Below are 25,994 nucleotides of genomic sequence, written 5' to 3'. Positions count from 1 at the left end.
ATGTTGGCCAACATCTAGGCGCAGGTCGCCAGGATCACAAGCAGCCGACAGGGCAGAAGTGATCAGTTGGTCAGTGCTGGCTTGGGACGTGCGCCGGATTGAGAGGCCATGAAATGTGCGGAGAGTTGATCAAAGGCAGGCCCACGGACATCCGGCGCCTCCATCAGCACCTCATGCTCACCGTCGGGTATCTCAACCAGGGTTCCATTGGGCCAGTCAGCCATCCGTGCGCGGATGGCGTCCCGGTCGACAATCTGTTCGTGGCTGCCCAGAAACGTCAGGCAGGGGATCGATGGCGCAGGCTGGGCCGCAAGCCAATCGCATTCGTCCAGCGCCTCACGCAGCCAGATCGTGGACGGGGCACCCAGCGCCAGCTCTGGATGCGCGGTCAGTTGATCCTGCATCATCTTGTACATGGCCGGGTCGCGGGTCAAAACGTTGCCGTCGAACGGTTGCGAGAGGACATAGCTTTCCAGAGACGTCGTCGGCGGTGTCTTTTCACCCAAACCAATGCGTGGGCCCCAATACGCGGTAAGCCGGCTCAGGGGTTTCATGATGGGCGAGAAATAGATGCCCCACATCGGCCCGGTAAAGGCGCATGCGGAGAAGCAATCATGCTCAATTGCGGCCCGGAAACCGATGGCACCGCCCATCGAATGGCCGATCACATACCAGGGTTTGGGCAGGCCCAGCTCGGCCGCAAGGTCCAGTGCCGCCACTGTATCTTTTTGAAAATCAGTGAATTTATCAACATGACCAACGCGCGGGTCATCCAGCAGGCGATCTGCCAGCCCCTGACCGCGCCAGTCGATAGCCAAAAAGGCGTATCCCCGACCCACAAATTCACCGGCGGCATTGCCATATTTTTCGATATATTCGGTACGCCCCGGAAACATCATTACGGTGCCATTCGGCGCATCGTCAGGCAGCCAATGAGCCACGCGAATTCGCGTGCCGTCAGAGGTGGTCATCCAATGCGCAGTGCCACCGGCGGGGCCGCCGGCCATATCTTGGAACAAGGGGGCCGGCGACAAACTCATCAGGCCAGCACCGAAGCAAGTTTCATAGCAATTCCCATATCGCCATCTACGCTCAGCTTGCCGGACATAAACGCGCCGGTGGGGTTCAGATCTCCGCTGAGGATTTGCTCGAACGTGTCTGCATCGGCGCTAAGTGTCACGTCCGCATCGTCGTCGCTTACACGTGCGCCATCTGCATCCAGAACGATAGCGCCGAGGTCGGCGATGGCAAATTTGGCCGAGGCGTCAAAATCACCGCCTGCCAGTTTCTCATTCAGCGCGGCTGCGGCTTTTTCTAGGATCTCGCTCATGTCTTCCTCATTTTGTTTGTGCGCCGTGAATGGACATCCCCGGTCGCAACGCTACACTGACCATTGTTATGAGCATTGCAATCACCAATCTCAAAGGTATCGTCGCGGCACTTGTTTTCCTAGTCACGTATTCCACCACTTGCATCGCGCAACAGGCGGATTCGCGCGACGAGGACGAATTGCTGCAGCAGCTGTCTGAGGCCTCGCCTGAGCAGGCCATAGGCATTGACCGTCAGCTTCAGGCGCTTTGGTCGCAATCGGGGTCTGCTTCGGCCGATCTGTTGCTGGAACGAGGGCGCGAGGCGCTGGATGACGGAGATATTGAAACTGCCCTCGATCATCTGACCGCGCTGATCGATCATGCGCCTGATTTTGCCGAGGGCTGGCATATCAGGGCGTCGGCGTTTTTCGGGATTGAAAGGTTCGGTATGGCAGCGGCTGATCTTGAACATGCCCTGACGTTAAACCCCAATAACTACGAAGCTATTTACGGTCTGGGCCTGATCTTCGAAGTCGTGGGTCAGCCCGAGCAAGCCTATGAAGCTTATCTGCGCGCGCTGGCTATACATCCTCATCACGAAGAAGTAACTAATGCCGTAAACCGGCTGAAGCCTCAGGTCGAAGGCGCGGCGCTGTAAGGTTCGGGGCAGGGGGCAATTGTGAGCGGGTCATCCCGAATCGTGGCTGTACTTGGCCCGACGAATACAGGAAAAACTCACTACGCGATCGAGCGGATGCTGGGCCACCGAACGGGTGTGATCGGCCTGCCGCTGCGTTTGCTGGCACGTGAGGTCTACGACAAGATTGTCGCGATACGTGGTCCATCCGTTGTCGCGCTGGTGACGGGCGAAGAACGCATCGTTCCGCCACGTACGCAATATCGGGTCTGCACCGTTGAGGCGATGCCCGAGGGTATGGGCGCTGATTTTGTTGCGATTGACGAAATTCAGCTTTGCGCGGATCCTGAACGGGGGCATGTCTTCACAGATCGCCTGTTGCGGTCGCGGGGCACCAACGAGACGCTGTTTTTGGGCGCAGACACCATGCGCGGGCCTATTTCCGCCCTTGTCCCCGAGGCGCAATTTGTCCGGCGCGAGCGTATGTCGCAGCTGGTTTATTCTGGCTCACGTAAAATTAGCCGCATGCCCGCACGCAGCGCAATTGTCGGATTTTCCGTAGAAAACGTTTATGCCATTGCCGAGCTCTTGCGGCGGCAAAAAGGCGGGGCGGCTGTTGTGATGGGCGCGCTGAGCCCGCGCACCCGGAACGCGCAGGTCGAACTCTATCAGAATGGCGATGTCGACTATCTTGTTGCCACTGACGCAATTGGGATGGGTCTGAACCTTGACGTGAACCATGTGGCCTTTTCGTCGCTGACGAAGTTCGACGGGCGGCGCATGCGTCCCTTGGCCCCCAATGAACTGGCGCAAATTGCCGGCCGGGCCGGGCGCGGTATGTCCGATGGCACCTTCGGTGTGACCGGAGAGGCTCCGCCGCTGGACGAAGGGGTCGCACAGGCCATCATGGACAGCCGGTTTACGCCGATGAAAAAGCTGAACTGGCGAAATCCCGCTCTGCGGTTCGGCTCGATCGACGCTCTGATTCATGCGCTTGAGATGGGTCCCGAGACTGAACATCTGGTCAAGGCGCGCCCAGCTGACGATTTGAACGCACTGAAATTCCTGTCGCAGGTGGCCGAGGTCGCCGCGCGCGCGAGTGATGGTCCGTCGATCCGTCTGCTCTGGGATGTGTGCCGTATTCCGGATTTTCGCGGCATCAGCCATGCCGAACATGCGGGTCTGCTTGAGGTGATTTTTGGGCACCTGCACGAGAGCGGAGCGATTCCGGATGATTTCATGGCACGCCAGATTCGGCAGATTGACCGGACCGACGGCGATATCGATGTGTTGTCCAAAAGGTTGGCATATATTCGCACCTGGACATATGTTGCGCAACGAAACGGCTGGGTGCGTGACGAATCCCATTGGCGTGATGCGACGCGCACTGTAGAAGACAGGCTGTCAGACGCTCTTCACGAACGTTTGACGCAAAGATTTGTGGATCGGCGCACATCCGTATTACTGCGCCGGCTCAAACAGAAGGAGGCCCTTTTGGCCGAAGTAAATGATAAGGGTGAAGTGACCGTCGAAGGTGAATTCGTCGGTCGTCTGGAAGGGTTCCGGTTTATCCCGGACAAAGCTGCGCAGGGAACCGAGGCGAAAGCGCTCAAATCGGCGTCTTTGCAGGCACTCGCGCCGCAATTCCATCTGCGTGCCGATCGCTTCTACAATGCGCCCGATACCGAAATTGATTTCACGGATCAGGGCGGTCTGATGTGGGGCGAATACGCCGTTGGCAAGCTGGTTGCAGGGGCCGAACCACTCAAGCCGATGGTCGAGGTTTTTGTGGACGAGGCCGCCGGGCCTGATGTCGAACAGAAGGTTCAGCGCCGTCTGCAACATTTCATCGACCGCAAGGTTGCCGCGCTGTTTGAGCCGCTGCTCAACCTGTCGCGCGACGAAGAACTGACAGGCCTCGCCAAGGGGTTTGCCTTCCGCATGGTCGAGGCGCTGGGTGTACTGCCCCGCGCGCAGGTTGCGCAAGAGGTCAAGGATCTGGATCAGGACGCCCGCGGCGCGCTGCGCAAGCATGGCATCCGCTTTGGCCAGTTCACGATCTTCATGCCGCTGCTGCTGAAGCCCGCGCCCACGCGCCTGCGTCTGGTTCTCTGGGCACTGTCCTGCGGTCTGCAGGAATTCCCCGAGGCACCGCCGCCGGGGCTGGTCACTGTCCCCGTCGCAAAGGATGCGCCGCAGGGCTATGACACCATGTGTGGTTACCGCGATGCGGGCGAGCGCTCGATCCGGATCGACATGCTTGAACGTCTGGCCGATATGCTGCGCGCCGAGGACAGCCGTGGCGGGTTCGAGGCCAAACCCGATATGCTGTCGATCACTGGCATGACGCTGGAACAATTCGCCGACCTGATGCAGGGGCTGGGCTACAAGGCCGAGCGTGGCGAACGTGACAAACTCAAACCCGTTCCCACGGACGCACCCGCGACAGAAGCGGCCGAGCAACCCGTAGCTGCCGAAACTACGGTCGCCGATGCAGTACCGGAAGAGGGAAGCACGCCTGCCGAGGCGTCAGCCGAGGCCACCGAAAGCACCGAGGCGGCAGCCGAGGTTCCTGCGTCGGATGAGCCCGAGGTTGAGGTTTTCTATACCTTTACCTGGGGGCGCCAGCGTCAGGCCAACCGTGGCCCCCGCCGCGATCAGCAACGGCAAGGGCAGGGCAAAGGCAAACTGCGTGGTAAGCCTCAGGACGGTCGCGGCAAACCACATGGCAAGAAGGGTGGTAAGCCGCAAGGGGCCAAGACCTTCTCGTCCCGACCGCCGAAAAAGGAAAAGGCCATTGACCCCGACAACCCGTTTGCAGCAGCGCTCATGGGTCTGAAGGACGGCAGCTGATCCGCGATGGCCGAGGCCAAGCTGCGAATCGACAAATGGTTGTGGCAGGCGCGGTTCTTCAAGACCCGCAGCCTGGCCGCTAAACAGGTCAGCGGCGGTCATGTCAGGCTGAACGGAAACCGGGTGCTCAAGCCCGCACAGGCTGTGGGCCCCGGTGACGTTCTCACCTTTCCTCAGGGCCGGATTGTCCGGGTTGTACGTGTCGAAGCGCTCGGCGAACGGCGCGGCCCTGCCCCCGAGGCACAAACGCTGTATACTGATTTGACCGAAAAGAAGGACGCACCGCCTAAAAATCCGGGCTTTGAAGGAAAAGGTCGTCCAACAAAGAAGGATCGCCGCGCGCTTGATCTTTCTCGCACCCCAAAGGGGTGATCTTCTCTTGAAGAGGCGGGCAGTCTGAATTAGCTAGACGCCCAAACGCTAACAGAAAGTCCAGTCATGACCTATGTTGTCACCGAAAACTGCATTGCCTGCAAATACACCGACTGCGTCGAAGTATGCCCGGTTGACTGTTTCTACGAAGGTGAAAATGCGCTGGTTATTCACCCCGACGAATGCATCGATTGCGGTGTGTGTGAACCGGAATGCCCCGCCGATGCGATCCGGCCGGATACTGAGCCGGGCATGGAAACATGGGTCGAGTTTAACCGCAAATTTTCTGAGCAATGGCCGGTTATTGTGACCAAGAAAGACCCTCTGCCCGAGGCCGAAGAACGCGACGGCGAAGAGGGAAAGATGGAGAAATACTTCTCTGAGGCACCGGGCGAGGGCGGCTGAACGGTTCGCTGTGGTCTGCCTGGTGAGGCTTTCGCACAAAACAGGGTAACCCGGTGAAACAAGGTGGTTGCCCGGAGCGTTTTTTGTGCGCCCTTTCAGATGTCGCATTTTTGTGATATACTTATCCACTATATGATGATTGAGATGGGATGTACTCCGTAAGTATGCTCGCTTTGGGGTTCTAAAGTTTTGAAATTATAACCACCTGACGGGGCCAACATCGGCACCGCCTGTGGTTTTTTGTCGCCTCCGTCCCACTCTGTAACCAAGGATACACGTGAATGACAAAGTCGAAAAAGCTTGAGTTCCGCCCGAACGACTATGTTGTCTACCCCGCCCATGGTGTGGGTCAGATCATTTCGATCGAAGAGCAGGAAGTCGCTGGATTTTCGCTTGAACTGTTCGTCATCTCTTTTGAGAAAGACAAAATGACCCTTCGGGTTCCGACCAACAAAGTCACCGAATCGGGGCTGCGCTCGCTCAGTTCGCCGGATGTGATCAGCCAGGCGATGAAAACGCTGAAGGGCAAGGCCAAGGTGAAACGTGCTATGTGGTCGCGTCGGGCGCAGGAATATGAGCAAAAGATCAACTCGGGCGATCTGATCTCGATCGCCGAGGTGGTCCGCGATTTGCATCGCACCGATGATCAGCGAGAGCAAAGCTATTCTGAGCGTCAGCTTTATGAAGCCGCGCTGGAACGTCTGACCCGCGAAGTTGCAGCTGTATCTGGCGCGGATGAAATTTCGGCAGCCAAACAGGTGGACGAGGTCCTGATGTCGCGCGCAGCCTGATAGCGTTCACCAAACCATAGGCCGCTCCGGGGTTTCGGGGCGGCTTTTTTGTGGATGATTGATTGTTTCAGATAACGTCTGACGCGGTCGAGGCCAGAGCTAGCAGGAAGGCAATCTCGCTGACCTGTTGCGCGGCCCCCAGAATGTCACCCGTCTGACCGCCGATTTTGACCCAGGCAACAAGGGCAAGGATGCCGGCTGCCGACAGGGCGCAGATCATCGCAAATATGGCGGATGAACCGACAAGCCAGCCCGCGACCACACCTGCCAAACCCAGCCCGACCAGAACCGGCAAAATCGCGGGGGAGCCTACACGGTGGCTCAGTCCTGATTTGCGCGCGTTCGGCAAGCCGCGCATAAGCAGTGGCATCGCCGCGCGTGAAAAGACACAGGCCGCAAGGATACCGGTCAGCATGCCAGTGCTAAGCAACGCCATGATCCCCGAAATACGCAACAGCTGAGCGATACCCAGAGCCAGCACACCATAGGTGCCGATATGGCTGTCTTTCATGATCTCCAATCGGCGCTCGGTGGTAAAACCACCCCACAAGCCGTCGACCGTATCGGCCAGACCATCCTCGTGCATGGCCCCGGTGCTGGCGATCAGCACGCCCGCGATGAGCGTGGCGCAGGCCAGGGCGGGAAGGTGACCCATCACCAGCCAACCTATGGCGCAGGCAAGGGCACCAACGATCAGGCCGCTGATCGGAAACGCCCAGACGGCGTGTGCCTGCCGGTCAAAGACACGTTCGGGCAGGTGCGGCAGGGGCAGACGCGTCAACAGGGTCAGCACCAAAGGGATATCCCACAAGGAAAACGGTGAGGTGTCGTTTTTGTTCACTCGCAGGCCTTTCAGGGTCTTGTTGGTTTGCCTGCTTCGGTTAAACACGCAGGGCCACTCTGATGCAACGAGGCTTTGAATGCTGCCAGAACTCAATGACCTAGAAACCTTCCGCAACGCTTTGGCCGGGGCGCCGGGGCCTGATATGACCGCCTTGCAGGGGGCCACGGATCGGAATGGCCAGTTGACCAAGCCTCCGGGTGCGCTGGGGCGGCTCGAAGATCTGGCGATCTGGTATGCGGGGTGGCGGGGTGATGAACGGCCTCAGGTCCGATCACCGCAGGTTATTGTCTTCGCCGGAAATCACGGCGTAACCGCGCAGGGCGTATCGGCATTTCCACCGGAAGTGACCGTGCAGATGGTGATGAACTTCGAACATGGCGGCGCGGCGATCAACCAATTGGCCAAAGCCGCGGGCGCAAAAATGGATGTGCGCGCGCTGGAGCTAGACCGCCCGACTGCGGATTTCACCAAAGACCCCGCCATGAGCGAAGACGACCTGCTGGCAGCGTTGCAGGCAGGCTGGTCTGCCGTTGATACAGGGGCTGACCTGCTGGTTGTCGGAGAGATGGGGATCGGCAACACAACACCAGCAGCAGCAATCGCCTGCGCCTTGTTTGGCGGGGACGCCGCAGATTGGACCGGGCGTGGCACCGGTGTCGATGATGCGGGTCTTGCAAATAAAACTCGCGTTGTCGCCGAGGGGGTCGCGCGGCATCCGGGCACAGACGGGTTGGACGTTCTACGCTGTCTTGGCGGACGCGAGATCGCGGCCATGGCGGGCGCGATTGCAGCGGCGCGCATATTGCGTATTCCGGTCATCCTCGATGGCTTTATCTGTTCTGCCGCTGCTGCCTGTCTGGCCCAGCTTTCCGATGGCGCGCTGGATCATGTTGTGGCAGGCCATCAAAGCGCCGAGGGCGCACATGGCGCAGTATTGGCGAAACTGGGTAAGGAACCCCTGTTGACCCTGGGTCTCCGGCTGGGCGAAGGGTCCGGTGGAGCGCTGGCCATCAACATCGTCAAAAGCGCGGTCGCCTGCCATTCGGGAATGGCGACCTTTGCTGAGGCTGGTGTCTCGGACGGATAATTCAAGGCCCTGATCCGGGCGTCGGGTCAGGCTGATTTCTGCGCGTGTTCTTCCGCCAGCTCCAACAGCGCGGTTTCCAGATCTTTTTCAAGCTTCTGGGCGCGCTCGATATAGGTCTTGTTTTCGGCGGTCGGTACGCCCGGTATCCAAAGCTCTGCCAGATCGCGGATTGTCGTCCTGTCGTGGTGATAGAATGTCTGCTCTGCCTGCGCGGCCTCATATTCGCTCAGGCCAATATTCTCCAACACGTACCGCCCGGCGCGCAGTGAGCTGTCGAACATCTCGCGCACAATGTCATTCGCACCGGCCTGATAGAGCTCATAAACATGGTTTCGATCACGGGCGCGGGCAACGATATGCAGATCTGGGCGCTGGCGACGGGCGTAGCTGACCAATCGCGTCACCTGTTTGTGGTCATCCATCGCCGCCACCAGGACCGAGGCTTTTTCGATCCCAGCAGCGCGCAGCAATTCTGGGCGGGTCGGGTCGCCCAGAAAGCCCTTTACACCAAACCGGCGCATCAGTTGGATGGTTTCGATATCGTGGTCCAGCACGATGGTCTTAAAACCGCTGGCCTGAACCAGACGGTTTACGATCTGACCAAACCGGCCAATGCCAGCGATAATCACGGGCCCTTTTTCATCGATCTCGTCAGGCTCGACCGACGGGCTGTTGTCTTTGACAGAGCGTGACAGCAGGTCATAGATGATGAAGAGCAACGGGGTGATCAGCATTGTCAGCGCGATGATCATCAGCAGTTTCTGCGAAAGTCCGGGCGGAATGACGTTTTGCTGTGTCGAGAACGCCAAAAGGACAAATCCAAATTCACCGGCCTGTGCCAGACCAAGTGTGAATAGCCAGTGGTCGCGCCCGCGCAGCTTGAACGCGCGTCCGACCAAATACAGGATAATCCCTTTGGCCAGGATCAGTAGTAGCGCAAGACCGATCAGGTCCAATGGGTCGGCAAAGAAGTACCCAACATCAATACCCGCGCCCACGGTGATGAAAAAGAGACCAAGCAGCAGCCCCTTAAACGGCTCCAGATCGCTTTCCATTTCGTGACGGAATTCAGAGCTGGCCAAAACCACCCCGGCCAAAAACGCGCCAAGCGCAGGGGAGAGGCCAACCAGCGTCATCAGAAACGAGATTCCAACAACGATCATAAGGGCCAGCGCCGTGTACATCTCGCGCAGGCGGGTGGCGTGAATGAACCGGAACAGCGGGCGGGTCAAGTATATGCCCGCCAGCACCACAAAGGCGACCGCGCCGATGGTGACCAGGGTGACGGCCCAGCCCGGCAGACCTTCGACAAGAGACAGCGTATGATGGGCGTCGGCTCCGTGCCCTGCATCAATGCCGCGGTCAATGGATCCGTCATCTTCGATATGAACACTGGCGGGCAGAGCCAGAAGCGGCAGGAAGGCCAGGATCGGGATGACCGCAATATCCTGCGTCAGCAGCACCGAGAAGGTCGCCCGCCCGCCATTCGTCTGCATCAGCCCTTTCTCAGACAAGGTCTGCAAAACGATCGCGGTGGATGAAAGCGACAGCGTCAACCCCACCGCCAGCGCGACGGACCAGACCTGACCTGTATAAAATGCAACCGCGGCGATAACGAGGGTCGAGACAGCGACCTGCAGCCCGCCAAGCCCAAGCAGCTTGTCCCGCATATCCCACAGGGCGCGCGGTTCCAGTTCGAGACCGATCAGGAACAGCATCATCACGACGCCGAATTCGGCCACATGTTGCAGGCTTTCGGTTTCGGCGCCGACCAGCCCGAGGATCGGACCAATGGCGAGGCCGGCTGCCAGATAGCCCAGAACAGACCCCAACCCCAAACGTGCCGACAGGGGTACAGCGATCACTGCCGCAGCCAGGTAGATCGAGGCTTGATAGAGGAACTCGTCCATTGTGGTCCTTTCGGTGCGCTCAGGTCGGCAAGGGCGCGTCGCGTTTGAGTTGATCCATGACGATCTGACTTTGTACCCGCGCTACTGCAGGATGCGGCAGTATTACCTGATGAAGCAAGCGGTTGAGAGCTGATAAATCATCACAATAGACATGCAGCAAATAGTCGGCCTCGCCTGTCATCGTCCAAGCGCTGGTGATCTCTGCACGGCTATCGACCATGCGGGCGAAACTGGAGGATTGATCCGGGCCATGTGTTCCAAGGTGAACCTGGACGAACCCCTGCACTTGGAGACCGAGTTTCAAAGGGTCCAGCCGGGCGGTGTAGCCGGTGATGTACCCGTCCGCCTCCAGCCGCTGTCGGCGACGTCCCGCCTGACTGGGTGACAGATTCAGCATCTCGCCCAATTGATGGGCGGTCAGATGGGCGTCTTTCTGAAGCGCAGACAGCAAACGTGTGTCGGTGGCATCCAGCATGTGCGGAGATTCCCCGGTTTTCTTTTTCGCTATGCGCAAAATACGCATGGAATTATAGTTTATACGAAAACAATGCGCAGAAACAGCACTGGATAATGCGTATTTTTGAATCAGCAAAGAAATTCCTGTTTGAAAGGAGACGCGCCATGGGTCCATTCCCGCACAACGCCCCGAAATCCACGATCAGCGCCGAGAACCCTGCCGGAACCGACGGTTTCGAATTTGTAGAATTCGCACATCCCGAACCACAGGAACTGCGGGATGTATTCATCAAGATGGGGTTCGAGAAGGTCGGCCATCACAACGACAAGCCAGCAGTCGAGCTGTGGCAGCAGGGGGATGTCACCTATATCCTCAATGCTGACCCTGACAGCTTTGCGGCGAAGTTCGTTGCCGACCACGGTCCCTGCGCCCCGGCCATGGGGTGGCGTGTTGTGGACGCGCAGAAAGCCTATGATCATGCGGTAGCAAACGGGGCCGAGCCATATGATGCACCCGACAAGACGATGGATGTACCTGCGATCAAGGGGATTGGCGGCTCGTTGATCTACTTTATCGACCAGTATTACGAGACTTCGCCCTACAACGCTGAATTCACGTGGCACACGCAATCGAAGCCGCGCGGCGATGGGTTCTATTACCTCGATCACCTGACCCACAATGTCTACAAGGGCAATATGGACAAGTGGTTCCGGTTCTATGGCGATCTGTTCAACTTTCGCGAAATCCGCTTCTTTGACATTCAGGGCAAGTTTACCGGGCTGTACAGCCGCGCGCTGACCTCACCCTGCGGTCGCATTCGCATTCCGATCAACGAAGATCGGGGCGAGACCGGCCAGATCGTGTCTTATCTTAAAAAGTACAAGGGCGAAGGAATCCAACATATCGCAGTCGGCAGTGACGACATCTATGGTTCGACCGACGCGATTGCTCGGAAGGGGCTTAAATTCATGCCGGGTCCGAATGAGGCATATTATGACATGTCGTTTGAGCGTGTGTCCGGCCATGATGAGCCGGTCGACAGGATGATGAAACACGGCATTCTGATTGATGGCGAAGGTGTTGTGGATGGCGGCGAGACGAAGATTCTGTTGCAGATCTTCTCAAAAACCGTGGTCGGTCCTATCTTCTTTGAGTTCATTCAGCGCAAAGGCGATGACGGCTTTGGCGAAGGGAACTTCAAGGCCTTGTTTGAGTCGATCGAGCGTGAGCAGATCGAATCCGGTGAGATTTCGGCCGCCTGAGATCAGGCATAGACCATAACTTAGTGCGCCACAAAAGATGGCGCACTGATGCGTTGTTCAAGAACGACGTCGGAGCTTGAGGCCTGCAGATAAAACTGCGTCAGCTGCGGGGCATTTTCAGCGTCAGATTGCGTCCGCGTTTTTCATAGCGCAATTCACTGTCACTGATTGCGACGACCCGGCCACCGTCGATCCGGTCGCCAACTTTCAGCTTTTTATAACGACCGCTGGGCAAGCGTACCAAAGCGCGGCGATTATCGGGCGTACCGTAGACACCGATCAGGTTGAGCTTTCGCAAATTCAACGCGTTGTCCAGCGTTGCCTGACGGGCAACGGATGCGGTGGTGGGTATCTTTGGCGCAACGGCTTTGGGTTCGAACGATCCACCTTCGTCGTTTGTTTGCGCAATCGCGGCGGTCGAGCCAAGCGGGGCGCTGCCCGCTGCGGGTTTGGCTGCGGCCGCGGCGACCACAGAGGCCGGGCGCAATTTGGGCCGGGGCACCCTAACCACGGCGAGTGCCGTCGGCGTGTGATCAACCTGCGGTCTTTCCTGCAGCGATTTCGGGCGCTGCTTGGGCCGCAGCACCGCCAGTTCTTCCAGTGAGCGACCACCCAGCTGTTGGCGTTCAAATTGCTCGACCAGATCATTGGGGCGGGCACGGGGGCGAAGCTCGGCCAGCCTGCCCGTTTCTTCGTCAAGCGCGACAGGTTCGATTTCGAAACGAACTGGCACCTCGGGCGGTACCGATGACGGGCGGCCCAAATAGACCATGATGCCATCCGGGTTCAGCGTACCTTCGGCTGTCGGCGTGACCAGACCACGCTCGTCCAGCTCAAATGCTCCCACGATGGCGTCGCTCTGTTCAGCAGGCTCAACTGCAAAATCGGTGTCAAAACTTGCAACCGGGGGCAGGGCCACGGCGTCCTGAGACAGGCTCGAACGGTCAATCGAGGCCAGATAGATGTCGCCCTGTCCCGGCAGAGGTGGCTCGGCCAGCGCTGCGGGGGGCGTTGGGGCGATGCCCGTGACCTCGTGAAAAACCTCTTCACTCTCGGGATCGCGCGCGACTTGCTCAACGGCCTGCGGCGCAACCCTCAGGGCTTCTAAAATAGCAGCGTCCGTTGCCGTCAGATCCTCACCCTCATCGGGGGCGGCTTCTTCGACCGGGGTCTCGTCGATGTTCGCGACTTCGGGCTCAGGCTCTAACTCGGGCTCAGTGATCGGAAGTTCGGCCCGAAGGTCAGGCGCTGGCACCTCGGCTGTCGGTACTTCGGACAGCTGCTGTTCTTCGGGCAGGCTGGCCAGGGTTGACGTATCGTCCGAGCCTGATGTTGTCCACGCTCCGACGACGATACCCAGAACCACGGCCGCCGCGACGGCAGCGATGATGTACTTTGTCGATGCCGTGCCTGATTGGGATGGCGCGACCGTGCCGGGCAGGGGCTGCGGAGAGCGAAACGTGTCAGGATCTGCTGCATCTGCGATGAGATGCACTGCGGGGCCGGGTAGCTCCTCGATTGCGGACGTGTCTTTGTGCGCTTCCTGTTCAGTGTCAGTGTCAGTGTCAGTGTCAGTGTCAGTGTCAGTGTCAGTGTCGTCTAGAGAAGCGTCTTCGAGCTCTTCGATCTGCTGCGCCTCAACGGGTTCGGCTGCAGGGGGGGCAGGCAGGTCGGATGCGGGCAGCGCATCGCACAGTGTGAACTCTAAGCCGCTGCCATCTTCGATGTCATCAGCGCGGGCTGTAAACAATACAGGGACAAAACCATGGCCGATGGCAAAGTCATGTGCCTCTTCGATGGTTTCGCGCGCAGCTGCTGCGATTCGGGTGCAGCCATCAGCCGCCTGCGTCGCTACCACCAGATCGGATACCGCATATGGCGTGGCGCCGGTCAATGCCTCAGCGGCTTTCTGTTCGATCTCGTCGGGTGTTGATCCCGAGGTATCCACCGTCATAAACCTGATCTGATCCGATGGGATAACCACCTGACAGCTCAGATCATTTTGTATAGCAAAACCTTGGGCGCGCAGGGTCTGCATCTGTTCATTCAGATCCGGCGCAGCCAAAGGGACGGTTCCGATGCAGTACCATTCGTCATCCGAATAGTGATGCAAAGAAATCCCGGTATCATCAAAGGACAGCGCGAAGGCGGGTTTCATAATCTGGCAGAACCATACTTATCAGAATACGCGCGAACGCGTTCGCGTTCGCTTGGGAAGGATAAAGCAGGAACCCGCTGAGGGAAAGGAAAAGGCAAAATTACCCCTTGCCCGGCAAAGCCTTGCCACCCCATGTTTAAGACAGGTCAACAGGAGGGATCACCTTGAAGACACTTGCTTTTCTGGCCGCGATGATGGCGGCAACCACGGCTGGCATCGCGCATGCGGAAGAACGTCGCATCTCGGTCAGCGGCACCGGAACCGCACTGTCAGCGCCGGATATGGCAACCATCACACTGGGTGTCACCAACGAAGATCCGCAGGCGTCTGCCGCGATGCAGGCCACGTCCGACGCGGTTTCGCAAATCCTGACGCGTCTGAATGACATGGGGATCGAGGCGCGCGATGTGCAGACCCGCGATCTGTCCTTGTCGCCTGTCTGGACCCGGCATCGCGACCCTGGGGCCGAGCCGCCTAAGATCGCCGGGTTCGTCGCCTCGAACCGCGTTTTTGTGCGTGTGCGCGATCTGGACAATCTGGGGCAGATCATGGATGCGGTCATCCGCGACGGGGCCAATGATTTCGGCGGGCTGAGTTTCGAGGTTCAGGATCGGAAACCGCTTGAGGCCGAAGCGCGCGCCGAAGCCGTTGCCGATGCCACAGCCAAGGCACAGCAACTGGCGCAAGCGGCGGGTGTTACGCTGGGCCCGGTTGTAACGATCAGTGATCAGGGCAGCGGCGTGCGGCCCGTTGCGCAAATGCGCGAGATGAGCTTTGCCGATGCCGGCGCCGTGCCGGTCGCCGGCGGCGAGATTTCGGTTTCAGTGAACATCTCGATGGTCTTCGAGATCTCCGAATAACTCAGGTCGGCGCGCGGGCCATCAGCGATTGGCGCTGTTGGCCTGTGGCGTCGAAGTTCTCAGGCGCCAGCCATACCTCGAACGCGTCGCGAATGCGCGGCCATTCTGTATCGATGATGGAAAACCAGGCGGTATCTCGATTGCGGCCCTTATAGTGGGTCGCCTGCCGGAAGATGCCTTCGAACTGAAAGCCCAGGCGCGCGGCAGCCTTGCGCGAGGGTTCGTTCAAAGCATCACATTTCCACTCATAGCGGCGATAGCCCAGCTCATTAAAGACGCGGCGCATCATCAGATACATCGCCTCAGATGCAATCGGACTGCGTTGCATCAGGGGCGAGAAATGGATGTAGCCCACCTCGATCACGCCACCTTTGGGGTCGATCCGCAGAAAGGTCGCATGCCCCACGGGATCACCATTCTGGTCCAGAATCGTATGAAACAGCGGGTCGGCACTCTTTTCACAGCGCACCATCCAGTCGGAAAATTCAGCCTTAGACGTGATAGGCTCTTCCGGCAGATAGGTCCAATTGCGACCGTCCTTATCTTGCGCAAACGCCCGAAACAGGCCGGGTGTATGCTCTTTTGCGTTCAGTGGTACGACGCTGCAAAAGCGACCGACCATCTCATCCCGTGGTGGTGTCGGTCTAGGAAAACTGTCGTCGATGGGCAACCCAACAGGCTGCCCCAGAGCGTTGGTCTGGTGCGCTGACATCGTAATAGTCCTTTGGATCAGGCGCTGGCTTTGGACAGGGCCTGATCGAGATCGGCGATCAGGTCATCCGCATCTTCGATACCAATCGATACGCGCACGACATTCGGACCAGCGCCCGCCGCCTCTTGCTGTTCGGGCGAAAGCTGTCTGTGCGTGGTCGAGGCCGAATGGATGATCAGCGACCGCGCATCGCCCAGATTTGCCACATGGCTGAAAATCTCAAGCGCGTTAACCAGTTTGACGCAAGCCTCATACCCACCTTTGACCGCAAAGGTGAACAGGGCACCCGCGCCCTTGGGATAATGCGCTTTGACCCTGTCATGATAGGGGGACGAGGGCAGGCCCGCATAGGTGACATAGTCCACGCGATCATCCGCCTCGAGCCATGCCGCGACTTTCTGCGCGTTTTCGACATGACGTTCCATCCGCAGGCTGAGGGTTTCGATCCCCATCAGCGTATAATGTGCCGCTTGTGGATTCATGGTCATGCCCAGATCGCGCAGCCCGACGGCGATGCCGTGGAAGGTGAAAGCCAGCGGCCCGAATGTCTCATGAAACTTCAGCCCGTGATATGCCGTTTCGGGCTGGCTGAGCGAAGGAAACTTGTCATTGGCCGACCAGTCGAACTTGCCGGAATCGACGATGCAGCCGCCGGTTACCGTGCCATTCCCGGTCAGGTACTTCGTAGTCGAATGCACAACCAGCGTGGCCCCGTGTTCAATCGGGCGGCACAGGTAAGGCGTGGCCGAGGTGTTGTCGACGATCAGAGGAATGCCCGCGTCGTCTGCCACATTGGCCAGCGCGCGGATGTCGGTGACATAACCGCCGGGGTTGGCGATGGATTCGCAGAATACGGCACGGGTATTGTCATCAATGGCTGCTTTGATGGCGTCCAGATCGTCGGTGTCGACGAACTTGGCCTCCCAGCCGAAACGTTTGATGGTCTGGCTGAATTGCGTGACTGTACCGCCGTACAGGCGGGTCGACGCGACCACATTGCAGCCGGGGCCCATCAGCGGGAACAGCGCCATGATCTGCGCCGCGTGGCCCGAAGAACAGCAGACCGCGCCCGCACCACCTTCCAGCGTTGCAACACGTTCCTGCAGCACCGCAACCGTCGGGTTGGTCAGGCGGGAATAGATGTATCCGACCTCTTGCAGGTTAAACAGGGCAGCCGCGTGTTCGGCGTCACGGAACACATAAGCGGTTGTCTGATAAATCGGGGTCTGGCGCGCACCGGTTGCCGGGTCGGGGCGGGCACCTGCGTGAATTTGCAGCGTGTCAAAACCATAGGTTGGACCATCAGACATTCTTGAAATCTCCCTGTGATACATTGGTTGCTAAAACCTCTAGGGCATTGCAATCCACGACACAACGAATTCGTCAGCGCAGCCAGAGTCCCTTGGCTTTGATGGCTTTGCGAATGGCCTGTTCTCGCTGGGGCAGGTTGTCACGATCAAACAGCTGTCGGATTTTGGCGCCTTTGCCCTGGATGACCAGCCGCTTCATCGGGTCATAATTCTTAAGCACCTTCTTGACCCGATTGGGCGCGGCAACAGCTTCGAGTGTCTCGATGACATGATCGCTCTCACGGGCATAGAGCAGCGGAAACAGGCGATAGTGACAACTGACAGAGCCGTCCAGCAAACCGGCAGGTAGCGTATCGCGGCTGCCGCCCAGGGCATGGATAACCAGCGGCAGCGCGGCCTGATCCAGCCAGGGATCAAGGTTTTGGCCCGTCAGCTCTGGCAGCTCTTCATCGCGGATCACCCGCGCATACTCCAGAAACCGTTCGCCGAACTGATGCGGACATTTGTAAAAGAAATAACCTGCATTGAAATACAGATAGCGCCGCCAATAATCCTCGGGCTGGCTGGTATCCAGCGAGCTTTCGAAATCCAGCCCAAAGCGCTGGTACAGCGCGCGCCAAATGCCGTCATAGCTGGGGCCATAGAGCGTTGGCTTGGGCCAGGTGCCTTCCACCTTGGACGAGGCGCCGGGGCGCTCGAAATCAAAGGGCACGCTATTCAGGTCGCCCGTGATCAGGGTGTCAGTATCAAAGAAGACAAACGGCTCGCCCTCGGGGAGGGTTAACAATGCCTCGATTTTGTTTCCATAGGGATAGCTCTCGCCAAAGACGTGCGAGTCAAAAGGGAGGATTTCCGCATCAAGCTGCTTGAGGACTTTCAGGACATCCGGGTCGCTGATGCTGGGGTCCTGATGCCAGCGCGGGCCAGGCTGCGGGGTGGCCACAAAAAGCCGTCCGCTGAAATCGGGCGAGGAATGGCGCAGGGACGCGGCGAACAAGACCGCCTCATACTGCAGGCGGTTGTTCTGACCGACGACGACGACATTGAACTTCGGAGGTTTTGCCTGCATGTCTGCGCTTTCCGGTTGGTGGCCTGTCAGGCACTGCTTTTCCTCGGGACTACAACAACAAGCTGTGGGCGTCAAAACCTGATGGGGTTGGCAAGATGTTCGCCCTCTCGGCGTCACTCTGAAACCAAACAGCCCTCAGATTGTGCATATCATCTGAAAACGGGGCCATTCCGCCCGATTTTTGCGTTTTTTGGCTGATTATAAATTTTACCAATTGATAAAAAATCAAAATGTGGCAAGCTGGTCGGCATAAGAAACATATCTACAGGGAGTAGAGTGATGGCACAGGGCCAGATGGCACCCGGTATCTTATCCGGGCGGCTTTCCAGCGATGAGCTGACCTCGAATTTCACCGATCTGCACCCGCCGCTGGCGCCGCATGAGGCCGCTGTGGCGGCAGATCGCTGCTATTTCTGCTATGACGCGCCGTGTGTGACGGCTTGTCCGACGGATATCGATATTCCGCTGTTCATCCGTCAGATTCAGGCCGGACAACCACAGGCAGCGGGGCAGACGATCCTCGATCAGAACATTCTTGGCGGCATGTGCGCCCGGGTTTGTCCGACAGAGACGCTGTGCGAAGAGGCCTGTGTGCGCGAAGCGGCCGAGGGCAAGCCGGTCGAAATCGGGCGGCTGCAGCGGTTTGCGACCGACACTGTCATGGCAGCGGGTGATCATCCTTTCACCCGGGCTCCGTCGACGGGCAAGACTGTCGCCGTTGTTGGTGCCGGGCCTGCAGGGCTGGCCTGTGCGCACCGGTTGGCCCTGCTTGGGCATGACGTGGTTATTCATGAGGCCAAACCTAAACCGGGCGGGCTGAATGAATATGGCATTGCGGCTTATAAATCGACCAATGATTTCGCGCAGGCCGAGGTGGACTGGTTGCTGAAAATTGGTGGCATTGCGGTTGAGACCGGATCGGCTCTGGGCGAAACGATTTCGCTTGATGGACTGACCGAGAATTATAACGCGGTGTTCCTGTCCATTGGCCTCGCCGGTGTCAACGCGTTGCGCGCGCAAGGTGCAGACAAAGACGGTGTACGACATGCGGTGGATTTCATCTCGGACGTGCGGCAGGCCAGCGATTTGGCGCATCTGCCGGTCGGGCGGAACGTGGTGGTGATCGGCGGCGGCATGACGGCAGTGGATGCTGCGGTCAAATCAAAGCTGCTGGGCGCTGAGAATGTGACCATAGCCTATCGTCGCGGTCGCGATGCGATGGGTGCCAGCCGCTATGAACAGGATCTGGCCGCGTCGCACGGCGTGCGGATCATGTGCAACGTACAACCCGTCGCGATTCACGGAAATGGGGCATCCGCCGAGATCGAACTGGAATATACCGCCAGTCATGACGGCAGCCTTACCGGAACAGGTGAGACGGTCCGTGTTCTCGCCGATCAGGTTCTGAAGGCAATCGGGCAAACCCTTGAGGGCGCGCCCGAAGGGCTGACCCTTGAGGGCAACAAGATCGCCGTCAACGAAACGGGGCGTACATCCATGAACGGTGTCTGGGCTGGCGGCGACTGTGCTGCCGGTGGCGAAGACCTGACGGTGACCGCAGTTGCCGAAGGGCGCGACGCCGCGATGGACATCCACGCCACACTGGTTTCGTGATAGGGTAGGGCATCCAATCCAAATTGTGTTGCCGAGGTAATCGCCATGTCTCAGATCGAAGAAGCCGTCGCCCGTCACTACACGACCGGAGCCCTGACCGAGAGGGTGCGTCACGCTCTGGCCGCCAGCGGTGTTGACCCGGATGCGGCCACTGTTGCGGACCTCAAGGCGGGGGATGAATTCCACACTGGCGGCGTTGCGGCGACAGACAATTTGTTTAGCCAGCTCTCGCTTGACCCCGCGACGCGTGTGCTGGATATCGGATGCGGCATCGGTGGCACCTCGCGCTATGTTGCCGATCGCTATGGTTCGACGGTGACGGGGATCGATCTGACGCCGGAATTCGTCGAAACCGCGCAATCGCTCAGCACGCTTGTGGGGCTTTCCGACCAGATCGATTTTCAGGTGGGCAGCGCGCTGGACATGCCTGTTTCAGATGCCGCCTTTGACCTGGCCGTCATGCTGCATGTCGGCATGAATATCGAAGACAAAACGGCCCTCTTTGCCGAGGTTTCGCGGGTTCTGGCAAGCGGCGGCACCTTTGCCGTGTTCGACGTAATGGGTGGCGCTGCGGATGAGGCGCTGGACTTTCCTTTGCCGTGGTCGACGCATCCCGAAACCTCATTCGTTCACGCCCCTGACACCTACAAACAGGCAGCACAGGCTGCCGGTCTGACCCTGCAGGTCGAGACTGACCGCAGTGACTTTGCCCTGGCCTTTTTCGAAGAGGTTTTCGCAAAGATCGCTCGGGACGGGCCCGCACCTTTGGGCATTCATCTGATGATGGGCGAAACCGCGCCCGAGAAGTTCGAGAACTACGTCGCAAATCTCAAAGCCGGGCGTATTCGCCCGACAGAAATGATATTCAAGAAAACCGGCTGAGCCGGTGAGGAGGACCCATGGCCGACCTGACAACAGACTTTCTGGGGATTTCCAGCCCGAACCCATATTGGTTGGCCTCAGCCCCGCCCACGGACAAAGAATACAACGTGCGCCGTGCGTTCGAGGCCGGTTGGGGCGGTGTAGTTTGGAAGACGCTTGGGTCCGAAGGACCTCCGGTCGTCAACGTAAACGGGCCACGTTATGGCGCGATATACGGCGCGGATCGGCGGTTGCTGGGTCTGAACAATATCGAATTGATCACTGATCGCCCGCTTGAGGTGAACCTTGAAGAGATGGCGCGAGTTAAGGCCGACTATCCTGATCGGGCGCTGATCGCGTCGATCATGGTGCCTTGTGAGGAAGAAGCCTGGAAGGCTATTCTGCCGCGCGTTGCGGAAACAGGCGCTGACGGGATCGAGCTGAACTTTGGCTGCCCGCATGGGATGAGCGAGCGCGGTATGGGGTCAGCCGTTGGGCAGGTGCCTGAGTATATCGAGATGGTCACGCGCTGGTGCAAAACCTATTATGACCGCCCGGTTATCGTGAAGCTGACGCCGAATATTACAGATATTCGCAAACCTGCCGCCGCAGCCAAGAACGGTGGCGCAGATGCGGTTTCGCTGATCAACACTATCAACTCGATCACCAGCGTCAATCTGGATACGTTCAGCCCCGAGCCGTCGATTGACGGCAAAGGCAGCCATGGTGGTTATTGCGGGCCGGCGGTCAAGCCGATTGCGCTGTCGATGGTGTCCGAGATCGCACGTGATCCGGCCACGCATGGCCTGCCGATCTCGGGCATCGGTGGGGTGACGACGTGGCGCGACGCGGCAGAATTCATCTCGCTTGGATGCGGCACGGTTCAGGTCTGTACGGCCGCGATGACCTATGGCTTCAAGATCATCGATGAGCTGACGGCGGGCCTGTCGGAATGGATGGATGAAAAAGGGTATTTCAGCATCGATGAGGTCATTGGGCGGGCTGTGCCTAATGTCACTGACTGGCAGTACCTCAACCTCAACTATGTGGCCAAGGCGAAGATCGATCAGGATCAGTGCATCAAATGTGGTCGCTGCTATGCGGCCTGCGAAGATACCAGCCATCAGGCCATTTCCATGTCTGCGGACCGCGTGTTCGATGTCAAAGATGAGGAATGCGTGGCCTGCAATCTGTGCGTCGATGTCTGCCCGGTCGAAGGGTGCATCACGATGGAGCCCATGGCCGCAGGCGAGGTGGATCCGCGCACCGGCAATGTCGTGCAGCCGGACTATGCCAACTGGACCATGCATCCCAACAACCCGATGGCCAAAGCGGCCGAGTAGGGTAAACCAGCATCCCAATACACGCGTCCCGGCGCTAGAGTGCGGCTGATTGTTTTAGGTATAGGAGATTGTCATGCCAGCGGTACCGCCGGGTCGAAGCAAAGGGGGCAACAGGGTCACCAAACTTGACAGGGATACATCCAAAAAGAATGTGGCCCTGTCCAAGGCCAAACAGCGTGATGCCCTTGCGGCCAAGAATTTCATTCAGCATCAGAAACAGGTCAAGAAAGACCTGGCCGATATCGTCAAGCTGAAGCGGTCGATCGAAGAGATGATGGCCAAGATAAAAGAAGACCGGCAGCTGGACCAAAGGTTCATGGGGCAGGTCACTAAAAAAGTCAAAGCGCTGCAGGATTTTGACAAATACATCAAAGCGTCAGAGCGGGATTTCTCGACCGGCGTGCATCAGCCCAAGATGTATACGGCGATTGTCCGGGATGCCGGGAAAGTGCCCAAGATCAATACGGTCAAGACGATGGGCGATCTGACTATTCTGCTGGCGATGGCGATCGTTATTCTCAAACGTATTCTTGCGCTGAAAGCTGCAAAGTAACGCTCAGCCCTGAGGGGTCAGCAGTTTGCGATAAAGCGTGTCGATAAAGGGTTCGGCACCATCGAACGGGTCCTCGGACCCAAGGATGGCCCGGACCTGAACGTCAAAATCGGCATAATGCTGGGTTAAAGCCCAGATCGAGAAGATCAAGTGATAGGGATGCACACGCGCGATTTTTCCCTGATCCATCCAGCGGGTCAGAATGCTGGTCTTTGCATCAACAAGGGCTTTCAGATCATTTGACAGCGCGTCGTGAATTCTGGGGGCACCCTGAACCAGCTCGTTGGCAAACAGGCGGCTTTCGCGCGGCAATTCCCGGCTCATTTGCAGTTTACGATGGATGTAAGACAGGATTTCCTGCAGCGGATCGCCATTCTCATCCAGATCGTGTAGAGGGGCCAGCCAGGTTTCTAATAAACCTGACAACAGGGCCGTATGGATCGCCTCTTTCGAGGGGAAATAATACAAGAGATTGGGCTTGCTCAGCCCTGCCTCGGCCGCGATCTGATCTACAGTTGCGCCTCGAAAGCCATGCGCTGAAAACACGTTCAGGGCGGCCTCAAGAATCGCGGCACGATTCTTTTTCTGTATTCTGGTCGGGGCGCGGTCTTTGGGCATGTTTTCTGCTCGTCTCATTTCCGCCAGTCAGGCACCGGGTATGCCGAAATTTGCGGCGTTTCCATGCAATTTCTTGACTGATGTCGAACCCGTGATAGCGTGAGTTTGACCAGATGGTCAAATCAAGACACCAAAAGCGAGCCAAATCGCAAGCAACAGGGAAAAACAAGATGGCAGCTCCGGCGCAGAATCTCAGGATCAATGGCGACAGGCTATGGGATAGCCTGATGGAGATGGCCAAGATTGGCCCCGGTGTCGCAGGTGGAAACAACCGTCAGACCCTGACCGACGAAGATGCCGAAGGCCGCGCGTTATTCCAGAAATGGTGCGAGGACGCGGGCTGTACCATGGGGCTGGATCAGATGGGCAACATGTTCGCCCATCGTGAAGGGACCGACCCTGACGCTTTGCCGGTCTATGTCGGCTCGCATCTGGATACCCAGCCGACTGGCGGCAAGTATGACGGCGTGCTTGGCGTGCTGGGCGGGTTAGAGATCATTCGGACGCTCAACGACCTGGGCATCAAGACCAAACACCCGATTGTGGCGACCAACTGGACCAACGAAGAGGGCACGCGTTATGCCCCCGCGATGCTGTCCTCGGGGGTGTTTGCCGGGATGCACACACAGGACTGGGCTTATGAGCGCGAGGATGCCGAGGGCAAGACATTCGGGGATGAGCTGAAGCGTATCGGCTGGCGCGGTGACGAAGAGGTTGGCGCGCGCAAGATGCATGCGTTTTTCGAGCTGCACATCGAACAGGGACCCATTCTTGAGGCCGAGGAAAGAGATATCGGCGTGGTCACCCACGGGCAGGGCCTGAGCTGGACACAAATCACCATCACCGGCAAGGATGCGCATACGGGGTCTACCCCAATGCCAATGCGCAAGAATGCAGGGCTTGCCATGGCGCGGGTGCTTGAGAAGGTGGATCAGATCGCCTGGTCTCATGCGCCACATGCGGTAGGGGCGGCAGGGCATATCGACGTCTATCCGAACTCACGCAATGTGATCCCGGGCAAGGTTGTCTTTACGGTCGATTTCCGTTCGCCCGAGCTGGACGTCATCAAGGATATGGAGAACCGCTTGCGCGTCGCTGCCGAAGACATCGTGAATGAGATGGGGCTGCAGATTGCATTTGAGAAAGTCGGTGGCTTTGATCCAGTGAAATTCGACGAGGGTTGTGTTGCCGCTGTTCGCAGCGCGGCCGAGCGGTTGGGATATTCGCATACGGATATCATTTCTGGGGCCGGGCACGATGCCTGCTGGATCAACCGGGTTGCCCCGACCGCTATGGTGATGTGCCCTTGTGTGGATGGGCTCAGCCATAACGAGGCAGAAGAGATCAGCAAGGACTGGGCTGCTGCTGGCGCAGATGTTCTGTTTCACGCGGTCGTTGAGACGGCGGAGATCGTGGAATAGGGGGCGCTGCCCCCATCGCTTGCCGGGCGTGTCCTCCGGGATATTCGGGCCAGATGAAACAGGCGGCGCAGACCGCATGAGGGAGTGTAAGATGAGTACTGTTATCAAGAACGGAACCGTTGTTACCGCAGATCTGTCCTATAAGGCGGATGTCATGGTCGAGGGGGGGGTGATCACCGAGATCGGGCTGGATCTGAAAGGCGACAAAGAGCTGGATGCAACCGGGTGCTATGTGATGCCCGGCGGCATCGATCCGCATACGCATCTGGAAATGCCGTTCATGGGCACTTATTCCAGCGATGATTTTGAAAGCGGCACGCGCGCGGCTTTGGCAGGCGGTACAACGATGGTGGTGGACTTTGCGCTGCCGAACCCGGGTGAAAGCCTGTTGGACGCGCTGAAACGCTGGGACAACAAATCGACCCGTGCGAATTGCGACTATTCCTTCCACATGGCCGTGACATGGTGGGGAGAGCAGGTCTTTGACGATATCAAGACCGTCATCGAGACGCGCGGGATCAACACGTTCAAGCACTTCATGGCCTATAAAGGCGCATTGATGGTGAATGATGACGAATTGTTCGCCTCGTTCAAGCGTCTGGCCGAGCTGGGCGGTATTGCCATGGTGCATGCCGAGAATGGCGATGTGGTGGCCGAGCTCAGCGCCAAGCTGCTGGCCGAAGGCAATACCGGCCCCGAGGCACACGCCTATTCCCGACCGCCGCAGGTGGAGGGCGAGGCAACCAACCGCGCGATCATGATCGCGGATATGGCGGGTGTGCCGCTGTACGTCGTGCATACCTCCTGTGAAGAGGCGCATGAGGCCATTCGGCGCGCCAAGATGAATGGCAAACGCGTGTGGGGTGAGCCTCTGATCCAGCATCTGACCCTGGATGAAAGCGAATACTTCCATCAGGATTGGGATCACGCGGCACGGCGAGTCATGAGCCCACCATTCCGCAACAAACAGCATCAGGACAGTCTGTGGAACGGGTTGCATTCCGGCACTCTGAGCGTTGTGGCGACCGACCATTGCGCCTTTACGACCGAGCAGAAACGCTATGGCGTGGGGGATTTCACCAAGATTCCGAACGGAACTGGCGGGCTTGAGGACCGGATGCCGATGTTGTGGACGCATGGGGTGAATACCGGCCGTCTGACCATGAATGAATTCGTCGCCGTCACTTCAACAAACATCGCTAAGATTATGAATTGCTATCCGAAAAAAGGTGCCGTTCTTGTCGGTGCGGATGCTGATCTGGTGGTTTGGGATCCTGAAAAGACAAAGACGATCAGCGCCGACACCCAGCAATCCTCGATCGACTACAACGTGTTTGAAGGCAAAGAGATCAAAGGCCTGCCACGCTTTACTCTGACACGCGGTCAGGTGGCTGTGCATGACGGTGAAATCCGCACGCAGGAAGGCCACGGGGATTTTGTGGCGCGTGAGCCCAACGGACATGTCAACAAGGCCCTGAGCACGTGGAAAGAACTCACCGCACCGCGGCCAGTGGAGCGGACAGGTATTCCGGCGACGGGAGTTTGAT

Annotated in this window: 24 protein-coding genes; 14 read left to right on the top strand and 10 right to left on the bottom strand. The window is 58.4% G+C overall.

The genetic code is table 11. From position 1 onward, the window contains the following. Nucleotides 1-62: 62 nt before the first annotated feature. Both ACR0I7_RS06115 and ACR0I7_RS06110 read right to left on the bottom strand, forming a co-directional pair. Nucleotides 63-1,040 (bottom strand): alpha/beta fold hydrolase, encoded by a 978-nt coding sequence (locus ACR0I7_RS06115; RefSeq protein WP_480509338.1) that lies wholly within the window; start codon nt 1,038-1,040, stop codon nt 63-65. Then, nucleotides 1,040-1,330, bottom strand: coding sequence for an SCP2 sterol-binding domain-containing protein (locus ACR0I7_RS06110; RefSeq protein ID WP_480509337.1), 291 nt, complete (start codon nt 1,328-1,330; stop codon nt 1,040-1,042). Before ACR0I7_RS06110 ends, ACR0I7_RS06115 begins: the two co-directional genes overlap by 1 nt. A gap of 29 nt (nt 1,331-1,359) precedes the next feature. On the opposite strand from ACR0I7_RS06110, the gene ACR0I7_RS06105 reads away from it, so the two are divergent. The 5 genes from ACR0I7_RS06105 to ACR0I7_RS06085 all read left to right on the top strand — a co-directional run bounded on the left by ACR0I7_RS06105 (nt 1,360) and on the right by ACR0I7_RS06085 (nt 6,368). Beyond that, nucleotides 1,360-1,968: a tetratricopeptide repeat protein gene (locus tag ACR0I7_RS06105; RefSeq protein ID WP_480509336.1), complete on the top strand. Its 609-nt coding sequence runs from the start codon at nt 1,360-1,362 to the stop codon at nt 1,966-1,968. A 21-nt stretch (nt 1,969-1,989) separates the two neighbouring features. Further along, nucleotides 1,990-4,800 carry a helicase-related protein gene (locus ACR0I7_RS06100; protein WP_480509335.1) on the top strand — a complete coding sequence of 937 codons (2,811 nt, stop codon included), beginning with the start codon at nt 1,990-1,992 and terminating at the stop codon, nt 4,798-4,800. A gap of 6 nt (nt 4,801-4,806) precedes the next feature. Next, a complete protein-coding gene (locus ACR0I7_RS06095; protein ID WP_480509334.1) occupies nt 4,807-5,172 on the top strand; it encodes an RNA-binding S4 domain-containing protein in 366 nt (121 codons plus the stop codon). Between the two features lie 66 nt (nt 5,173-5,238). Then, nucleotides 5,239-5,577 carry a ferredoxin FdxA gene (fdxA, locus tag ACR0I7_RS06090; protein WP_480509333.1) on the top strand — a complete coding sequence of 113 codons (339 nt, stop codon included), beginning with the start codon at nt 5,239-5,241 and terminating at the stop codon, nt 5,575-5,577. Between the two features lie 281 nt (nt 5,578-5,858). Then, nucleotides 5,859-6,368: a CarD family transcriptional regulator gene (locus ACR0I7_RS06085; protein WP_480509332.1), complete on the top strand. Its 510-nt coding sequence runs from the start codon at nt 5,859-5,861 to the stop codon at nt 6,366-6,368. 67 nt (nt 6,369-6,435) lie between these two features. Here the strand turns inward: ACR0I7_RS06085 and ACR0I7_RS06080 are convergent, their stop codons facing one another. Then, the gene (locus tag ACR0I7_RS06080) at nt 6,436-7,209 is read right to left on the bottom strand and encodes an adenosylcobinamide-GDP ribazoletransferase (RefSeq protein WP_480509331.1); all 774 of its coding nucleotides are present in this window, start codon (nt 7,207-7,209) and stop codon (nt 6,436-6,438) included. Nucleotides 7,210-7,288: 79 nt separating this feature from the next. On the opposite strand from ACR0I7_RS06080, the gene cobT reads away from it, so the two are divergent. After that, entirely contained in the window at nt 7,289-8,299 is a 1,011-nt protein-coding gene (gene cobT, locus ACR0I7_RS06075) for a nicotinate-nucleotide--dimethylbenzimidazole phosphoribosyltransferase (RefSeq protein WP_480509330.1), read from the top strand. Between the two features lie 26 nt (nt 8,300-8,325). Here cobT and ACR0I7_RS06070 read toward each other — a convergent pair whose 3' ends face one another. Beyond that, on the bottom strand, nt 8,326-10,209 hold the full coding sequence (locus ACR0I7_RS06070; protein WP_480509329.1) for a monovalent cation:proton antiporter-2 (CPA2) family protein: 1,884 nt from the start codon (nt 10,207-10,209) through the stop codon (nt 8,326-8,328). A 19-nt stretch (nt 10,210-10,228) separates the two neighbouring features. Then, nucleotides 10,229-10,684 (bottom strand): Lrp/AsnC family transcriptional regulator, encoded by a 456-nt coding sequence (locus tag ACR0I7_RS06065; protein ID WP_480509726.1) that lies wholly within the window; start codon nt 10,682-10,684, stop codon nt 10,229-10,231. Between the two features lie 146 nt (nt 10,685-10,830). On the opposite strand from ACR0I7_RS06065, the gene hppD reads away from it, so the two are divergent. Beyond that, nucleotides 10,831-11,928: a 4-hydroxyphenylpyruvate dioxygenase gene (gene hppD, locus ACR0I7_RS06060; RefSeq protein ID WP_480509328.1), complete on the top strand. Its 1,098-nt coding sequence runs from the start codon at nt 10,831-10,833 to the stop codon at nt 11,926-11,928. Nucleotides 11,929-12,028: 100 nt separating this feature from the next. Here hppD and ACR0I7_RS06055 read toward each other — a convergent pair whose 3' ends face one another. Continuing rightward, a complete protein-coding gene (locus ACR0I7_RS06055) occupies nt 12,029-14,086 on the bottom strand; it encodes a hypothetical protein (RefSeq protein ID WP_480509327.1) in 2,058 nt (685 codons plus the stop codon). Nucleotides 14,087-14,250: 164 nt separating this feature from the next. On the opposite strand from ACR0I7_RS06055, the gene ACR0I7_RS06050 reads away from it, so the two are divergent. Next, nucleotides 14,251-14,946: an SIMPL domain-containing protein gene (locus ACR0I7_RS06050; protein ID WP_480509326.1), complete on the top strand. Its 696-nt coding sequence runs from the start codon at nt 14,251-14,253 to the stop codon at nt 14,944-14,946. A gap of 1 nt (nt 14,947) precedes the next feature. Here the strand turns inward: ACR0I7_RS06050 and ACR0I7_RS06045 are convergent, their stop codons facing one another. From ACR0I7_RS06045 to ACR0I7_RS06035, 3 genes are all read right to left on the bottom strand, one after another. Beyond that, complete coding sequence (locus ACR0I7_RS06045) at nt 14,948-15,658, bottom strand: GNAT family N-acetyltransferase (RefSeq protein WP_480509325.1); 711 nt, start codon at nt 15,656-15,658, stop codon at nt 14,948-14,950. Between the two features lie 17 nt (nt 15,659-15,675). After that, nucleotides 15,676-16,968: an O-acetylhomoserine aminocarboxypropyltransferase/cysteine synthase family protein gene (locus ACR0I7_RS06040; protein WP_480509324.1), complete on the bottom strand. Its 1,293-nt coding sequence runs from the start codon at nt 16,966-16,968 to the stop codon at nt 15,676-15,678. Nucleotides 16,969-17,041: 73 nt separating this feature from the next. Beyond that, nucleotides 17,042-18,037, bottom strand: coding sequence for a hypothetical protein (locus tag ACR0I7_RS06035; protein ID WP_480509323.1), 996 nt, complete (start codon nt 18,035-18,037; stop codon nt 17,042-17,044). A gap of 279 nt (nt 18,038-18,316) precedes the next feature. On the opposite strand from ACR0I7_RS06035, the gene ACR0I7_RS06030 reads away from it, so the two are divergent. The 4 genes from ACR0I7_RS06030 (at nt 18,317) to ACR0I7_RS06015 (ending at nt 22,408) form a co-directional block, all read left to right on the top strand. After that, a complete protein-coding gene (locus tag ACR0I7_RS06030) occupies nt 18,317-19,651 on the top strand; it encodes an NAD(P)-dependent oxidoreductase (RefSeq protein WP_480509322.1) in 1,335 nt (444 codons plus the stop codon). Between the two features lie 45 nt (nt 19,652-19,696). Next, nucleotides 19,697-20,533 (top strand): class I SAM-dependent methyltransferase, encoded by an 837-nt coding sequence (locus ACR0I7_RS06025; RefSeq protein ID WP_480509321.1) that lies wholly within the window; start codon nt 19,697-19,699, stop codon nt 20,531-20,533. A gap of 17 nt (nt 20,534-20,550) precedes the next feature. Beyond that, complete coding sequence (gene preA / locus ACR0I7_RS06020; protein ID WP_480509320.1) at nt 20,551-21,855, top strand: NAD-dependent dihydropyrimidine dehydrogenase subunit PreA; 1,305 nt, start codon at nt 20,551-20,553, stop codon at nt 21,853-21,855. A gap of 73 nt (nt 21,856-21,928) precedes the next feature. Then, nucleotides 21,929-22,408 (top strand): hypothetical protein, encoded by a 480-nt coding sequence (locus ACR0I7_RS06015; RefSeq protein WP_480509319.1) that lies wholly within the window; start codon nt 21,929-21,931, stop codon nt 22,406-22,408. A 3-nt stretch (nt 22,409-22,411) separates the two neighbouring features. On the opposite strand, the gene ACR0I7_RS06010 is transcribed toward ACR0I7_RS06015, so the two are convergent. Beyond that, nucleotides 22,412-23,026 (bottom strand): TetR family transcriptional regulator C-terminal domain-containing protein, encoded by a 615-nt coding sequence (locus tag ACR0I7_RS06010; RefSeq protein WP_480509724.1) that lies wholly within the window; start codon nt 23,024-23,026, stop codon nt 22,412-22,414. Nucleotides 23,027-23,196: 170 nt separating this feature from the next. Between ACR0I7_RS06010 and ACR0I7_RS06005 the strand changes: the two genes are divergently transcribed. Together ACR0I7_RS06005 and hydA are read left to right on the top strand one after the other, a co-directional pair. Further along, a complete protein-coding gene (locus ACR0I7_RS06005; RefSeq protein ID WP_480509318.1) occupies nt 23,197-24,447 on the top strand; it encodes a Zn-dependent hydrolase in 1,251 nt (416 codons plus the stop codon). A 91-nt stretch (nt 24,448-24,538) separates the two neighbouring features. After that, nucleotides 24,539-25,993 carry a dihydropyrimidinase gene (gene hydA / locus ACR0I7_RS06000; RefSeq protein WP_480509317.1) on the top strand — a complete coding sequence of 485 codons (1,455 nt, stop codon included), beginning with the start codon at nt 24,539-24,541 and terminating at the stop codon, nt 25,991-25,993. The last annotated feature ends 1 nt before the right edge of the window (nt 25,994 follow it).

The sequence above is a fragment of the Ruegeria sp. AM1 genome (assembly GCF_056540745.1).
This window is presented reverse-complemented; position numbering and strand designations above follow the sequence as displayed.